The organism is Saprospiraceae bacterium (genome assembly GCA_016717265.1).
GTDB lineage: Bacteria > Bacteroidota > Bacteroidia > Chitinophagales > Saprospiraceae > Vicinibacter.
In genome coordinates this window covers 2,971,371-2,988,348 of sequence record JADKFX010000001.1, presented here as the reverse complement: position 1 = coordinate 2,988,348, position 16,978 = coordinate 2,971,371, and the positions used below count along the sequence as shown (strand labels likewise).

Here is a 16,978-nt window from a genome sequence, read left to right as displayed (position 1 = left end):
GGTTCTACTTATGTGTTATTTTTAGTTAGTAAGTCCAAACAATTATGCAAGCTTAACTTCCAGGGTGGAATATGCAATCTTAATAATTCTTTTATTTTAGTGCAATCTAAAGTACTAAAAGTAGGTCGGTGAGCAATAGCGTTAAATTCTGTCGTTGTGATTTTATGCAATGCAATTTTTATGTTTAAATAGCTAAAAATTTCAGTAGCAAATTCAAACCAAGAACATTGACCCGCATTACTATAATGATAAAATCCAGCTAATTTATTTGTTGGATGTTCACCTTCGAAATGGATCATTTTAAGAATTGTAATTGCTAAATCACGCGCATAGGTAGGACTTCCAATTTGGTCATTTACGATTCGTAAGCTTGATGTTGTTTCTGAAAGTCGCAACATGGATTTTACAAAGTTTTGACCATGGCTACTATAAAGCCAGGATGTTCTTATAATGATAGCATCCGGATTGATCTTTAGTATTTCATCTTCGGCTATGCTTTTGGAATTTGCATAGACTCCTTTTGGATTTTTCGATTGTTGTTCAAGGATTGGAATATTTCCGGAACTATTAAAAACATAATCGGTCGATAGAAATATAAATTTTGTTTGATTTCTCTTACAAATATTTGCTAATGAAATAGGTGCATGGCAATTTATTTGAAAACATAATTCTTGTTCGCTTTCAGCTTTATCGACGAATGTATATGCTGCAGCATTTATTAGATAGTCAGCTTTTTCTTGGTTTAGAATGGACGTTGAAAGTTCAAAATTGCAAATATCCCAGTCCTCCCGGGTATAAAATTTAAATTCAAATTTTTTTTCCTTATTATATATCTGTGATAACTCCCAAGCTAATTGTCCGTTGGCACCCGTTACAAGTATTTTCATAATTTAATCCAATCGGGCGTTATTGAAAAAAGGTAAGTTGGCGTCTTTTGATGAAATAATACGGTCTTGTTCAGATATTTTCCAATCAATGGACAGACTCATATCCAAGGGGTTAATCCCTGCTTCATGACTGACTGCATAATAATTGTCGCATTTATATTGAAATAGGCAACTTGGACTGAGAACCGAATAACCGTGAGCAAATCCACGAGGAATCAGCAATTGTTTTTTGTTTTCGTTACTTAAGATAATTGAAAATACAGATTTAAAAGTGGGGCTTCCTTTTCTTAAATCAACCACTACATCTAACACTTCGCCAAAAGTCACTCTTACTAACTTGGCTTGTGCCATAGTGCTATGCTGATAGTGTAATCCTCGGATTACACCAAATTTGGATTCCGCTTCATTGTCTTGTACAAAAAAATAGGATAAATTATTTCGGATAAATTGTTTAGAATTAAACGTTTCATAAAAGCAACCTCTCTCATCTTTAAAGATTTTAGGCTCAAGTATATAAAGCCCTTTAATATGAGTTTCTGTTATTTTCATGTTTACTTATCCTTAAATAACAAACGTATAGGAGTGCCATTAAAATTGTATAATGCACGCATTTGATTTTCAATAAATTGCTTATAACTTCCTTTGATTTGATCTGGATAATTCGTAAAAAACGCAAATGCAGGATATGGTTTTTTAATTTGTGTTATATATTTTATTTTAATCAAATGATTTCTATAAGAAGGTGGTGGAATTTTTGATATAGCTTCCAACATTTTATCGTTTAAATCAGAAGTTTTTATTTCTTGACTTCGATTTGCATATACTTCCAGCCCTTTTTCAACAGCTTGAAAAATTCGTTGTTTTTCTAATACTGAAATAAATAAAATAGGAACATCATTAAAGGGTGCCATTTTTGCTCGAATTACGGTTTCATAATCCTTTGAAGTTTTAGTGGTTTTTTCTACTAAATCCCATTTGTTTACCAGTATAACCAAACCTTTATTTCGTTTTATCACTAATGAAACCAATTCCATATCCTGGGATTCAATGCCAAGCGTTGCATCAATAATCAGGTAACAAACGTCGCAATCTTCTATAGCTTTAATAGCTCGTATCACAGAATAAAATTCTAAGTCTTCATGAACTTTAGCTTTTTTGCGAATGCCTGCTGTATCTATAAGCATAAATTCTTTACCAAATTTTTTATAAATACTGTGAACAGGATCTCTTGTAGTTCCGGCAATTTCAGTTACAAGATTTCGCTCTTCATCTAACAATGCATTTAAGAAGGATGATTTTCCAACATTTGGCTGACCTATAACTGCGAATTTAGGTAAATTGATTTTCTCTTCCTCCTCATCTGGTATTAATGCACAAATTGCATCCAATAATTCTCCAGTACCACTTCCTGAAATTGAAGAGACGCAATATAATTGTTCGAAGCCTAGTCCCCAAAATTCTTGGGCAAGCAGGTATCGTTCCGGGTTGTCCACTTTATTAACGGCTAAAAATATTTTTTTATTTACGCGTCTTAATAGATCCGTAACATTGACATCCAGATCTGTAATACCTGAAGATGCATCAACCATAAAGACGATACAACTTGCTTCGTCAATTGCTAATTGTACTTGTTTTTTAATTTCGAGCTCGAAGATATCATTGCTTTTTGACACAAAACCGCCGGTATCAATAACCGTGAAATGTTTTCCATTCCACTCACTTACACCATATAAACGATCTCTTGTTACGCCACTTATGTCATCCACAATGGATTGCTTATAACCGATCATTCGATTGAAAAATGTTGATTTACCAACATTTGGACGACCTACAATTGCTACTGTATAACTCATTGAAAAATACTTGATTTATTCAGAAAAGCGGTGTTGTCTCTCCAGTCTTTTCTCAATTTTACACTTAAACTTAAATATACTTTTTGGTTCAGATAGTGTTCTATTTCTAATCTGGCTTTGGTTCCTAGTTCTTTTAATTTGGACCCATTTTTGCCAATTAAAATAGGCACCTGGGATTGTTTCCCTACATAAATATGAGCATCAATTACAGCCATATCTTTCTTGTCATCTACACCTTTACATCGCTCGATTACGACAAAGCAATGATACGGAATTTCAGCATCATACAATTTGTAAATTTGTTCGCGAATCATTTCTGATAAAAAAAACCGCAACGGTCGATTGCTCAATAGGTCATCAGGAAAATAGGCAGGATGCTTTGGAAGGAGGGATTTTATTTCAGTATAGAGCACATCCAATCCTAAATTATTTAAAGCTGAAATTTTATGAATTGATTGAATCGGTAAATGTAAAGATTGAAGATAATTTACCATTTGATCCACCAATTGAAAATTTGATTTATCAATTTTATTTAAACAAAATAGAATCGGTATCTTGATTTCATTTAATAATTCTAAAAAGTGTGTAGGTAATTCCAGGGTTTTACTCGAGTCTATAACAAGAAGTAATAAATCCGCATCTTCTAATGCAAGTTTTACTTGCATGTTCATGGTAAGATGCAATGGATAGGCAGCATTGTCTATAAATCCGGGTGTATCTGAAAAAATAATTTGACAAAAGTCATCATTTACAAATCCTAAAATTCGTTGTCTTGTGGTTTGTGGTTTAGGTGAAATAATCGCCATTTTTTCACCGGTGAGCGCATTTATTAAAGTCGATTTACCACTATTCGGCAATCCTACTAAGTTTACAAAACCTGATCTAAACACTGTTTCCATAATATTAAAGTTTAGACTCAATAAACGTTATTAAATTCATAGGATCCATTTTTCGCCAATTCAAGTCTTGAAAATTATTTCCTAAATATACAAAATGTTGAATACCAAATGATTTGATTTCAGCTAAAACATGGGGTAATAGATTTATAAATACGATGTAACCTTCATGATCTGCAATATCTTCTTTCCATTCTTCATAATAACAATCATCCGAACCATGGAAATTAAACACATGTTCGCATAATAATATAAATTTATAAATGCCTTCTTCAATCATTTTATCTATAATATCTCTTTTTAAAAACATGATATCGTTGGCAATACAATCATTCCATTCACCAATTAACTCAAGAATACTAACACCGTCGTCATAATCCGCATATAGAATTTTTATATAAAGTGTTTCGGATCCAATTTCATCCCATTCAGGGTGTATAAAGTAATTGTATATTTTATTTGTATATTCAAAATTGTCGTTATTTAAACCATAAAATGGTGATTTGGAATCCTCCGATGTACTGTACAATTCCCTCCAGTTATAAAATGGTTCTATATCGTGCATATCTTTGTAGGGGGAATAAGATCTAAAAAATCAAACAGATGCCTTTGAAAATAGTTGTTACAGGTCCGGAATCAAGCGGAAAAACAACTCTTTGTACCCAATTATCCGAACGGTATAAAGGTACAATGATCCCTGAATTTGCAAGGGCTTATTTGCATGATATTAACCATGCCTATACGTTTCAGGATATCGAAAATATAGGTGTCGGACAGTTTGAAAGAAATCGTAAGGACTTCCAAAACAAGGGCGTTATTGTTTGTGATACAGACGCCATAAGTTCAATTATTTGGGCAGAAGAGAAATTTTCTAAGAAATCACCAATTTTAGAAAATTGTAGCCGAAAGGAAGCCGCCAATCTTTATATTCTGTGTTCTCCAGACCTTTTATGGCAATCCGATCCTTTAAGAGAGAATCCTTTGGATAGAGATCGTTTGTTTAAAATTTATTTGAATCATCTCCAGCAATTAAGTTTGCCTTTTGTGATTATTTCGGGGATTGGAGGTATACGCTTAAATTGTGCTTCTTTCTTTATTAATAATTTATTTCCTGAATTTCGTAAGTTTGCTATCTAATTGGGGTGCCGAATATGCTTTTAGCCGGCTGAGATTATACCCACTGAACCTGACAGGGTAATGCCTGACTGGAAAGGTCTGTTCGAATCACCCGCAATCTATACTCAACTATGAATAGACTAATTCTTTTATGGATCTTATTTTATACTTCTAAACTTCATGCCCAAAACCAATTATCGGGTCAAGTGGTAGATGAGTCCAATCAAGCATATCAACATATTAAATTAAGAATAGAACAAACAGGACATGAATGTTGGACAGATAGGAAGGGAGTTTATATTTTTGAAAATCTACCGAAAGGAACGTATGCCTTATCAGTGGATTATAGATATGATAAACAGTATTTTACAGTGCCAATTACTGCTAGTGATTCTGTTTTTAATATAGTGCTAACGAGAAGAATTGAATTTGATGAAATTCTAATAAAAACATATCAATTGGATGTAGCTGAATATTCTAATGCCAGCACCCTAACTGAAGAGAAAATAAAATCTCAAAATTTTGATAAAGATCTACCTTATCTTTTGAAAAGAGTTTCTGGCGTCATGGTCCAATCTGATGCAGGGAATGGAGTCGGTTATACCGGCTTGAGATTGCGCGGGATGGATCCTGCCCATGTCCAGGTAAATCTTAATGGAGTTCCATTTAACGACTGTGAATCTTCTTTAAGTTATTTTGTAGACATACCCGATATTTTGTCACAAACTGAAGTCCTGACAGTCCTTAAAGGAAATGTACCTAATCGAGCTGGTACCCCTTCTTTTGGAGCCGCTTTAGACTTAAACACAAATAAAATACAGTTTAATTCAGGATTTAGAATTTCAACTCAATTTGGTTCTTTTAATACCTGGAAATATAGTGTGCTGGCTAATTCTGGTTTGTTGGATAATAAGTACAGTTTAGAATTTGGCCTGTCACGGCAGAAATCAGATGGATATATTGATAGAAGTGCATCAGATTTGAAATCATTTAGATTTAGTGCAGGGGTATTTCATGTGAACAGTGCTCTGCGTTTTAATTATATCCATGGGAGTGAACATACCGGACAAGCTTGGTTTGGTTTGCCTGTTCAGTTTGTTGGTATTGATAGTTTGCGGAAATTTAATCTGGCAGGAACTGAAAAACCAGCTACACCATATGAAAATGAAATTGATCAGTATAAGCAAGATCACTTACAACTTTCTTATCAGTATCAGCTAAGTTCTAAATTGATATGGAATTCAATACTGAATTATACCTACGGTAGAGGATTTTATGAAAATTATAAATCAAATCAACCACTAGATGATTATTCAATACAAAGAGATACTATTGATTTTGCAGATTTAATCAGAAGAAAGTGGTTGACGAATCATTTTGTTTTTCTGCATATGAATATGGTATTTGATGTTTTTAAAAGCTGGACATTGATTCCAGGTATAAGCTATTCCTCATACAATGGAGATCATTTTGGTGATGTAAGCTGGGTTGATTTAGCCAACTATTCCTTTAAAAAAAATAAGTACTATGAGAATACAGGTATAAAAAACGAATTCTCTTTTAGTATAAAATCCAAACACCAGATATCCAGTAAATTAAATCTAAATTTCGATTTTCAAACCCGGTTTGTAGATTATAAAATACATGGCATATTAGACAATTTAAAGCCTCTTGAATTTGATAATAATAAAATCTTAGTAACACCAAAAATTTATTTGGATTACAGGATTCATAGTAAAATTCAACTCTTTTCATCTGTTGGATTTATGCAACGGGAACCTTTTAGAGAAGACTATATTGTCAATGGAGATTCTATTAATCCGGAGCAACTATTTGATATTGAAGGGGGCATTGTGATTGACCTGGCAAAATTTCGTACTAAAATTAATGTGTATACTATGTTTTATAAAAACCAACTCGCATTAAGTGGTAAATTAAATGATGTGGGAGAAGCATTGCGTATTAATTTAAATAAATCTTATAGACTTGGTATTGAATTTGAATCCGAATATAAAATCGGATCTCGATTTCTCGTATGGAATGTTGGAAATTTAAGTCAGAATAAAATTCCTTTATATGATGAATTCATACCATTTTATGGGACTTCTACTCAGGAACTTTATATTTTAAAAGAACATAAAAATACGGATATTTCATTTTCACCATCAGTGATTTTAAATACCGGAATTTCCTATTCGATACTTAATCCAAAACTGCAAAATATCAAATTCGATATAGAACTTTCACATTCATTTGTGTCGAAATATTATCTTGATAACAGTTCGAATCCTGAAAGTCAATTACCAGCTTATAATACGGTGGATGTATGTGTAACGTTTCAAAAGAAAATTTTTAACGCTTCTATGATTAAAGCCTGGATAAAGTTTTATAATTTATTAAATGAAAATTACTTCAGTCACGGATGGATTTCAAGGTTTAGTACGGATCAGAATATTAATTTGCAGGACGATCCTTATTTGGGTAAAGAAAATGATAATACTTTTTATTATAAAGGATTATATCCTCAGGCATTGCGTCATGTGAGCCTCGGGATTACCTTGGATTTAAATTAAAATTTATAGGTAATTCCTGCCCGGTATAGGATGGGTACTTGAAAGGAGTTGTCATCTTCAAGAAAATTATAGTTTACGTAAAACTCATAGGATATTTCCGAATCTGAAGTATATCCTAAACCTAGTAATAGAATATCTTTCCATTCCCGATACTTAACTAATTTATTATTGATAACATTGCCATCTGAATAGGTAACGTTTAATTGGCTATATTCTAAATGTGCGAAAAAATTATGGAAAAATTTGGCGCGCAAAAAGGCACCAACACCATAGTCAAGACTGTTAAATTTGTAGGCAGTAAAACCGTCATTAAATTTTGCAATCGTCCAGTCTATTGAAACTCTGGGTCCTGCTGATAAAAATGAATTCAATTTATAGCCTACCATAGGGGACACTCCAATGGTGAAAACACTCGAATAAATATCCGAGCCAAAATTTAGGTTAAAACCTCCACCATACCAAAGTTTCTCCGTAATGGGCGCTTTCTCCTTTTTACGAGACTTTCGGACTTGGGCATCTGCTTCTGGAAGGAAAGTAATAAAAGCAATGAAATAAGTTAATATTATTATATGTAATGTCTTAAAAAACAGGTTTGTACGCATAAGTATTTTCTTGAATGAATTTAGTTATTGCTTCTGATCCCAATTTGGAATATTTTTAATAATTTTACCGTTAAATTTTATAAAAACGGATATGAAATTAAAGGGATTTAAGCTTAATATTATTGTGTTCATTTGTTTTTTTAACGGATTATTTGGTCAATCCATTAATTTATCAAAAATCGAACCATCTTCAAATTCTCCTCTGAATCAAGTATTTTATGATTTTAAATTGGTTAAAATTGACTTTAATCAATTGAAATCAGCAATGTCCACAAGAGGGACTCAACATTTTCTAAATCTAAAATCTGAAGGATTGGATTGGCAATTAGAGTTGTTTGATAATGATATTTATGCTCCCAATTATTTATTGCAAGTAGGCACAGAGGATGGGGTTAAGCAATTTCGTCGCAAACCTGCTATTCATTCTTTAATTGGATATTTGAAAACGCAACGAGGTGGAGAAGCCAGAATTACAATATCTGACAATTTTATAGCAGGAATGGTTTCAGAAGGTGGAGCAAATTTCTTTATAGAACCAGCAAATGGTATAGATCCTAAGCTGCCGTCAGATTATTTAGTAATCTATAATAGCGAAAACATTTTTCGTAATACAAACATAGAATGTGGTTACGATGCGTATATAAAAAATAAACAGCAGTTTTTAGAACAAGGCAAAGTGCTGGAGTCAAAAGAGATTGAAACCAATAAGCGCGCTGCTTGTTTGCAAGTTGAAATTGCCATTGCAAATGATTTTTCAGTTTTCCAAAAAAGAGGATCTGTAAATAATGTTGAAAGTTGGAACAACACGATTTTAACCTTGTTGCAAGCCAATTATGATAATGAGTTTGCAAACAGTCTGGAGTTTGTTCAAACTGCAAGTTTTGTCGCTTCATCTTCAGGATCAGACCCTTGGCTTGGCATTAATAATATTAATTCTCATTTAGATAAACATGTAAGTTGGGGCAATAGCGGTGGTTATGGTGCCGGTTATGATGTGGCTACGGCTTGGACAACTAAGTATACAAATGGAGCTGTAGGTTTAGCTTGGCTTGGTGTAATCTGTAATAATTTGCGCTATAATGTTTGCAGTGATTACGGTGGTTCTAATAGTTGTCTTCGACAATTACAAGCACACGAATTAGGTCATAATTTTAATGCTAATCATGATGGATCAGGCCAACCATTTATTATGGCTCCGGCGGTCAATTGTACATCGACTTGGTCAAGTGGATCCATCTCCGCTATAAATAATCATGTGGCTTCAAGAGGCTGTCTGACAGTTTGTTCAAGTGGATCTGCTCCGGAAGCTGACTTTTTTGGAACTCCAACAGAAGCCTGTGTGCCGTTTACAGTTCAATTTACAGACCTATCAACCAATGATCCTACCGCTTGGCAATGGACATTTCCAGGAGGAACACCATCTACTTCAACTGCTAAAAATCCGATCATTCAATATAAAGCATATGGAAATTTTGATGTTACCTTAAAGGTTACCAATCCTTTTGGAAATAACACGATTACATTTACAAAATATATTAATGCCAATGAAAAACCGGTTGCAAGCTTCAGCAAAGTGGTTATTGAAAGAAATATTTATTTGACGAATACCACCAAATACGGGGATATCTATGAATGGGACTTTGGTGATGGAGAAACATCCAATGATGTAAATCCAAATCATGAATATTTGGATGATGGAATTTATGAAATTATTTTAAGAGCTGAAAATGATTGTGGCGTGCATGAAGTAAAAATGAAAGTCACCATCGTAACAACTCCTTTAGCTTTATTTGTTGCTGATACAACCTCAGGCTGTGCCACACTCAAAGTAAAATATACGAATTTGTCAAGTAAAAATGTGACTTCATGGGAATGGTCTTTTCCAGGTGGTACACCTTCTACCTCTAGCCTTTTTGAACCTACCGTAGAATATAAAACTGCCGGTTCATTTGATGTTCGGTTAATAGCAAAAAATAGTAAATACAAAGCAACGGTAGAACGTCTAAAATATATTAATGTCGATTCAATTCCTTTGGCTGCATTTACCAGCATTGTGAATAATAATATAGTAAGCTTTACCAATAATTCAAAATATGCAAATACCTGGTCATGGGATTTTGGAGATGGTACAACAAGTGTTGAAAACAACCCAACGCATACCTATAATCCAGGCAACTACCTGGCAAAATTGATAACTCAAAATAAATGTGGGGTAGATACCAGCTTCGAAACAATTGTTATTGGTAGTGGTTTAACGGTTGGATTTTCAGTAAATCAAACAAAAGGCTGCATTCCATTTAGCGTTCAGTATTCCAATAATTCAGCAGGAGCTACAGCTTATAGTTGGTCATTTCCAGGTGGCAATCCAAGCACTTCCACAGATTTAAATCCTGTCGTAACTTACAATACAGTTGGAATTTACGATGCTACATTAATAGCTAGTAATGCATCAGATTCAAAATCTATAACAAAAACTGCATTTATTGAAATTGGAGATATTCCAAAATCTGATTTTAAAACTTCAATTACAGGTTCTACTGTTTATTTTACGGACCAATCAATTTATGGAAATACCTATTTTTGGGACTTTGGTGATAATACAACAAGCCCAGAAGCATCACCGATTCATTTGTATAATGGAGAAGGTGAATATCAAGTTCGTTTAATTGTTACAAATTCTTGTGGTGCAGATACCTTGAATAAAATAATCGCTGTATACTTAATTCCGAAGATTGATTTCACAGCAGACACCACCATTTTATGCGGTGCAGGAATAGTTAACTTTAAAAGCAAAACATCATCAGATGTTAATTTTTGGTCATGGCAGTTTGATGGAGGAAGTCCTGATATATCTGATTTAAAAGATCCTGTAGTGCGTTATAATGGAAAAGGAATTTATGCAGTAAAATTAACTGTGAAAAATTCGAATGGGGAAAATACATTGATTAAACAGTCTTTTATAAAAGTAATCTCGCCGGTTCTATGCCCTGAAAATATATTTTATTATACGGATGTTCTGAATGGTGATTATTTAAATCCAGTTCGAAAATCAACGGATCAGGAATTTTTAGTATTTCCAAATCCGACAAGTGGAACAATTAGTGTTTTAACAAAATCTTTTGGACCTCAAACTGAAATTAATATCGTAGATATGCTTGGCAAATCAGTCTACAAAGAGTTGTTTGAGCCAAATTCTGGATCATTTAGAAAAGATCTTAATCTTGAATATTTGCCAAATGGTAGCTATTATTTGAGTATTAAAGACCAAGAACATTCTCTAACAAAAGCTATATTCATTTCAAAATAGAATATCCATTAATAATGCTGTGTTCCGCATTGTTAATAAATCGATGGAACACATTTAGTGAAATTATGGCAGTAGTCGTTCGATTTTCGAACTTGTAAGTGTATATTATTGATACTCCTGTAAATTATAATATCCATTATTGTCGTTTTGGTATTAAATTCGATTAGATTTAAGAAATGCGAATGCGCTTGGGATACCTATTGGTTTTTTTAATGGTTGTTTTAAACGACGGATTTGCGCAATGGTGTTGTATAGACTCTAGCCTTATTATAAAGGATAAGTCTACTGCTACTTTGAAATTATTAATTACTTCGGCCTTAAATAATGATTTAGCTTCGCAATCACAAGGGGTTTGTGGTGTTAGAATTAAGTTTGATCATAAATTTATTGGTGATCTAACTATAGATTTGATTTCACCAGCCGGACAAAAAGTGCGCTTAATAGGACCTTTAGGAAATTCTGGGATAAGTTCTTTTTCAAAATGGAGTGTCACTTTTGTTCCATGTGGATTGCAGGCAATTCCTGATCCCGGTTTTAAAAAACGTTGGGATAACCAACAATCCTGGGGAATTTTAGGTAAGTTTTATAGTGGCACGTATTACCCTCAAATGGGTTGTTTGGAAGATTTTAATACAGGACCTGTAAATGGCATTTGGACCTTACAAATTACGGATGCAGAAAAATTTTATGAAGGTACTCTTGAGAGTTTTTGCCTGCTATTTTGTGATCAAAATGGTGTTAATTGTTCCGATTGTAGCCCCAATGGAGGGGTGTTTCCGCAGGATACCCTGAATTATTGTTTTGGAGACCCAGATTTATTAATTTTAGATACTGTTTCATTTCCAGTTTATAAACCAGATCCAACAATTTATGCATATAAATATATTGTTTCAAGCAATGATCAAATTATCGGTATTGGAGACAATATAGATTTGAGAATGGCCCCACCTGGTGATTATTTAGTTTGTGGTTTATCATACTTAGTATCAGATAGTACAAAATTGCCAAACTTGGGAGAATCTATAGGCATGTTTAGAAATCAATTAGTTGTAAATGCAAATGGGTTCTGTGCAGAGATTTCAAAAAATTGTATTTTGGTTTCAATTCATCCAGTTTTTGCAAATCAGATTTACAAAGTTAATTTATGCCAGGGTGATTCATTAACAATTGATAACATAGATTACAAGCAAGCGGGTATTTATAATATCACCTTACCTTCTGCTTTTGGTTGTGATTCAATTATTACTTTATTTTTGGACATCGTAGATTTAGCAATCAAGCGGTCAAATTTAGATACATTAGATTGCTTAAATCCAATACTTACGCTAGATGTTTCCGGGTCCATTCTAACAACAAAAACGAATATTTCGTGGTCTACAATGGATGGTCACTTTAGTGATTTATCAGATTCATTAAAAGTTAAAGTGGATAAAGAAGGTACCTATAAGATAATTATGTCAGATGGATTTTGTATTGATTCAACAGAAATAATCATTTATAAAAAGGATAACATTCCTTCGCTTCAGGTGATTTTGGATTCCATAAATTGTATAAAAGATACTGCAAGTCTTATTGCAAGATCAAATACTTTGAATTTAAATTATAATTGGTCTGATGGACTAAATTCTATTAGTGCCGATTCAATACTTAGAACAAATCAAGCCGGAAATTATTTTGTTACAATTACCGATCAAAATGGTTGTTCAAATTATACCTCTATTGAATTAATTGCAGATACTTTAAAGCCAAAATTAGATTTTAATTTAAATGAATTATCTTGTAAACAGGACTCTATAAGCTTGGATGTAACGTCTGACCAAACATTGATTTCTTTTTTGTGGGAAGGCCCTTCTTTGTTTAAATCATTTGAGACTTCACCAAAAATAAATGTTGAAGGATTCTATACATTGACAGCAGTTTCAAATAATGGCTGCAGTAGTCAGGAAGTTGTTGAAGTCGTATCTGTAAGATCGATTCCAGATTATAATGTAGAAATCGATACCTTAAATTGTACTAATAATTTTGAAATTATGCTTCGGGCTGCTTCGAGAGCCTATATGGATTCCATAGTCTATTCGAATGCTACGGGTTATCGAAGTACGATTCTTTCTCCTGTTATTCGGGAGCCTGGCTTATATAATGTGCAGCTTGTAGATACTGCCGGTTGCGTTTTTGATACAAGCTTTGTAGTCACTATTGATAGTTTAAAACCGATGTTTGCTTTGCAAGCTGATATGTTGGATTGTTTAATTGATAGTATTCAAATTCAATTAAATTTTTTATTGCCGAGTATTTCTGATTCTATAAGTTGGTCTGGCCCAATTGGCTTTCAATCAAATTTGCAAAATCCTTTTGTCAAAGAAATTGGATTGTATAAAGTTCGGGTCACATCGGATAATGGATGTTTTACAGAAGATTCTATTCAGGTATTTCAAGATACTTTAAAGCCAGTTATAGTTTTGACAAGTTCAATTCTGGATTGTAAAACACAACAGGTAGTTTTGGAAGCGACGGTTAATAATATAAATATTTTTAATTGGACCGGACCCAATTTTTTTAGCTCTAATTTAGAAGATCCTACTGTACAGGATAGTGGTTTATATAAATTAATTGTAACCTCATTTAATGGATGCACTGCAGAAAAATCTATTGAAATTAAAATGGATCGTCAATCTCCAATTTTAACTTTGATAGGGGATACGATTACATGTGCGCAAGACTCGATCCTCCTTATTTTACTACCGAATGGATTTATTGATACCGTGTCGTGGATTGGTCCTTTTAATTTTAAATCGTTTAAGGATTCTGTTTGGGTAAATACTCCTGGCCGTTATGAAGTTTATGTGCAAGGTACAAATGGATGCTTGGATTCGTCTGAAATAACGATTCTATTGGATACAATGCCACCAACTCTGTTTTTATCGACAGATACGATATCTTGTAGTAAAAGTAGTGTTCTTATTCAAGTTGCAACGCAGGATTCTATAATAAAATATGAATGGAAAGATTTTCAAGGAAATCTGGATAGTGTAAAAAATCTTGAGGTTCAACAAACTGGATGGTACAGCTTGGAAGTCACTGGCTTGAATGGATGTAATAAAAAGGATTCAATTTTTGTATTTGAAAATTTTGACAAACCAAAGTTTCAGTTTATACCGGATACCATTAGCTGTAAAGATTCCATTGCAAAGCTTTTGGTTCAGTCGACAGATACTAATTTGCGCTATTCCTGGGCAGGGCCTTCAATTATTCAAAATAGTGATAGTTTTATATTGGCAAATAAAATAGGTTGGTATTATTACAGTATCACAAATCATTTTGATTGTTTTGTTGCGGATTCTTTTTATCTCGAAGAATTTATAGTGAAGCCGACCATAATAATTTCCGATCCTAAAATTAATTGCACAACGAAACAAGCACCCTTTCTTCATGCTAATACTATGGATTCGCTTTTCCAATTTACCTGGACCTATCCATCTGGTGCTATGAATCAAAATAAAAGTATCCCAATACAGGTTGGAGGTTATTATAAGTTTTTTGGCGAAAACATTTTTGGTTGTTTTGTTTTTGATTCTGTATTGGTTTCTTTTGACACTATGGTGCCTATAATTAATGCGGTTTATTTGGATTCACTGACTTGCATTAAATTACAAGCGATTCCATTAATTGAAACGAATCCTGTAAATGTCACATATCAGTGGCGGGGTCCAATGAATTTTCAATCTACACTTCCAAATCCTATACTTACCAAAGCCGGTTTGTATTCATTGACATTGACTGGTCCTAATTTTTGTTTTCTCGATACTACTTTAGAATTGTTTAAGGATTCATTGCTTCCTACCATTCAAACAATGGGAGCAGAGATCACTTGTAAATCGGACAGCGTTCAAATTGAGATGATAAGCTCAGATTCTTTATTATCCGTGTTTTGGCAATCACCAACAGGAACTATTTATGATGTTCGGAATCCATTTGTGAAAGATAGCGGTTGGTATACTTTAATAATTATCGCTAAAAATAATTGCCTCCTCACGGATTCCGCATTTGTAAGTTTTAATAAATCAAAGCCCAAAATAAATGTACAGGATACAAGTATTCAATGTCAACCGGATTCTATCCAATTAATCCTAAATACGGTCGATTCAATATCAAATTATTTTTGGCAAGGACCCAATGGATTTAGATCATTTATTAAAAATCCTTATGTAAAAGATTCTGGAGAATACCGTGTAAGACTCGTTGGCGTTAATGATTGTGAAACCTTAGATACCATACACATTGCAAGTAATAAAATACTTCCTGACATTTTAACAAGGGGTGGAATTTTAAATTGTAAAGACAGTATTTTTAACTTAACAGCTTCATTTGATTCAAAAATTCAAAAATTTCTGTGGTCTGGTCCAAATTTATTAGATTCCAGTAACAGAAGTATCCTCATTAAAATACCTGGTATTTATAGGATTGATATTGAAAATGAATTTGGTTGTAAACAGGATACTTCGATTTTAGTATCCATGGATACGATTCGTCCACAATCTGATATTTCTGCATTGGATACGCTCATTTGTGAAACGAAAGAAGTGCGATTAAATGCGAATGGAACTTGTATTAATTGTCTCTATGAATGGTCAACAGTAAATGGATTTATTGTAAGTGGAATGCAAAGTGATTTAGTGAAGGTATCCAAAGAAGGGAATTATAAATTAAGCATAACAGATACTAAAAACGGATGTAAGTTTGAGTCAAGTTTTGAGCTTCTGCGGGATAGTTCTAAGATTCGGACGGTATCTTTAAACATTAAAGATCCATCCTGTTTTCAATTTTCAGATGGCCATATTTTGTTTGACAGTATTTTTGGAGGAACTAAACCCTATCAATTTTCCTTAGACGATACTAAATATAGTGATTTGAATGATATACTAAATCAACCATCTGGGAACTATAGAATTTTTTTAAGAGACCGAAATGGATGTAAATTTGATACGGTTGTAAATTTAATTGATCCTGCTCCATTAAATTTGATGTTGGGACTTGATACAGTTATTAATTTAGGAGCGACATATCGAATCCCGGTTACGACAAATGCAGATACAAGCCAATTGCTAAGTTTGATGTGGGACCCTCTTAAAAATATTAATTGTGCAACTTGTTTGGATGTGACAGCAAGTCCTGGAATTACAACCCGTTATACTTTAAAAATAACAGATGAATTTGGTTGTCAGGCGGAAGATGATATCTTAATAACCGTTATTATTAAACCAACTATCTATATTCCAAATGTATTTTCACCAAATAAGGACCAGGTCAATGATTATTTTACACTATTTTCTGGTGAAAATACGGTGTTGATAAATTCATTAGAAATATTTGATCGATGGGGAAATGAAGTTTTTGAAAAGTCAAATTTTGAAGTAAATGGTCAATTACCCGTTTGGGATGGATCTTTTAAAGGCAAAGATCTCAATCCTGGTGTTTATTTATTTGTACTAACCATACAATTAGCGGATCATAGTCAATCCATATTAAAAGGGGACATAACCATTCTAAGATAATTTAAGTATCACATTTATAGGCGTTTATACGTTGAGTAATTGTATTTTATCTAGTTATAATTTCAACATATATAAAAAAGATAAATAATTATTTTTGTAAAGAAGCGAAATGAGGAGGTAGAGGGTCTTATGTTTAGAAGACATTTAAGAAGATAATAAGTTAAAAGATGAAAATATAGTTGATCGTGTTAG

10 protein-coding genes are annotated in these 16,978 nt (G+C 33.1%); 4 read left to right on the top strand and 6 right to left on the bottom strand.

Annotated features, from left to right (window positions below):
- Positions 1 to 8: 8 nt before the first annotated feature.
- From rfbD to IPO86_11665, 5 genes are read right to left on the bottom strand one after another with little or no spacing between them, the layout of a single operon-like run.
- Positions 9 to 887, bottom strand: a complete 879-nt coding sequence (rfbD, locus tag IPO86_11685) for a dTDP-4-dehydrorhamnose reductase (GenBank protein ID MBK9728771.1) — start codon at positions 885 to 887, stop codon at positions 9 to 11.
- Positions 888 to 890: 3 nt separating this feature from the next.
- Complete coding sequence (gene rfbC / locus IPO86_11680; GenBank protein MBK9728770.1) at positions 891 to 1,436, bottom strand: dTDP-4-dehydrorhamnose 3,5-epimerase; 546 nt, start codon at positions 1,434 to 1,436, stop codon at positions 891 to 893.
- Between the two features lie 2 nt (positions 1,437 to 1,438).
- The gene (gene der, locus IPO86_11675; protein ID MBK9728769.1) at positions 1,439 to 2,740 is read right to left on the bottom strand and encodes a ribosome biogenesis GTPase Der; all 1,302 of its coding nucleotides are present in this window, start codon (positions 2,738 to 2,740) and stop codon (positions 1,439 to 1,441) included.
- Positions 2,737 to 3,639: a GTPase Era gene (gene era, locus IPO86_11670; GenBank protein MBK9728768.1), complete on the bottom strand. Its 903-nt coding sequence runs from the start codon at positions 3,637 to 3,639 to the stop codon at positions 2,737 to 2,739. The genes der and era overlap by 4 nt, the downstream gene beginning before the upstream one ends.
- Before the next feature lie 4 nt (positions 3,640 to 3,643).
- Complete coding sequence (locus IPO86_11665; GenBank protein MBK9728767.1) at positions 3,644 to 4,201, bottom strand: hypothetical protein; 558 nt, start codon at positions 4,199 to 4,201, stop codon at positions 3,644 to 3,646.
- A gap of 38 nt (positions 4,202 to 4,239) precedes the next feature.
- Between IPO86_11665 and IPO86_11660 the strand changes: the two genes are divergently transcribed.
- Both IPO86_11660 and IPO86_11655 read left to right on the top strand, forming a co-directional pair.
- Positions 4,240 to 4,773, top strand: a complete 534-nt coding sequence (locus tag IPO86_11660) for an ATP-binding protein (GenBank protein MBK9728766.1) — start codon at positions 4,240 to 4,242, stop codon at positions 4,771 to 4,773.
- Between the two features lie 110 nt (positions 4,774 to 4,883).
- Positions 4,884 to 7,325, top strand: coding sequence for a TonB-dependent receptor (locus IPO86_11655; GenBank protein ID MBK9728765.1), 2,442 nt, complete (start codon positions 4,884 to 4,886; stop codon positions 7,323 to 7,325).
- Here the strand turns inward: IPO86_11655 and IPO86_11650 are convergent.
- Complete coding sequence (locus IPO86_11650; protein ID MBK9728764.1) at positions 7,322 to 7,927, bottom strand: hypothetical protein; 606 nt, start codon at positions 7,925 to 7,927, stop codon at positions 7,322 to 7,324. The genes IPO86_11655 and IPO86_11650 overlap by 4 nt on opposite strands.
- 91 nt (positions 7,928 to 8,018) lie before the next feature.
- On the opposite strand from IPO86_11650, the gene IPO86_11645 reads away from it, so the two are divergent.
- Both IPO86_11645 and IPO86_11640 read left to right on the top strand, forming a co-directional pair.
- Entirely contained in the window at positions 8,019 to 11,234 is a 3,216-nt protein-coding gene (locus tag IPO86_11645; GenBank protein ID MBK9728763.1) for a PKD domain-containing protein, read from the top strand.
- Between the two features lie 176 nt (positions 11,235 to 11,410).
- On the top strand, positions 11,411 to 16,786 hold the full coding sequence (locus IPO86_11640; GenBank protein MBK9728762.1) for a gliding motility-associated C-terminal domain-containing protein: 5,376 nt from the start codon (positions 11,411 to 11,413) through the stop codon (positions 16,784 to 16,786).
- Positions 16,787 to 16,978 lie beyond the last annotated feature (192 nt).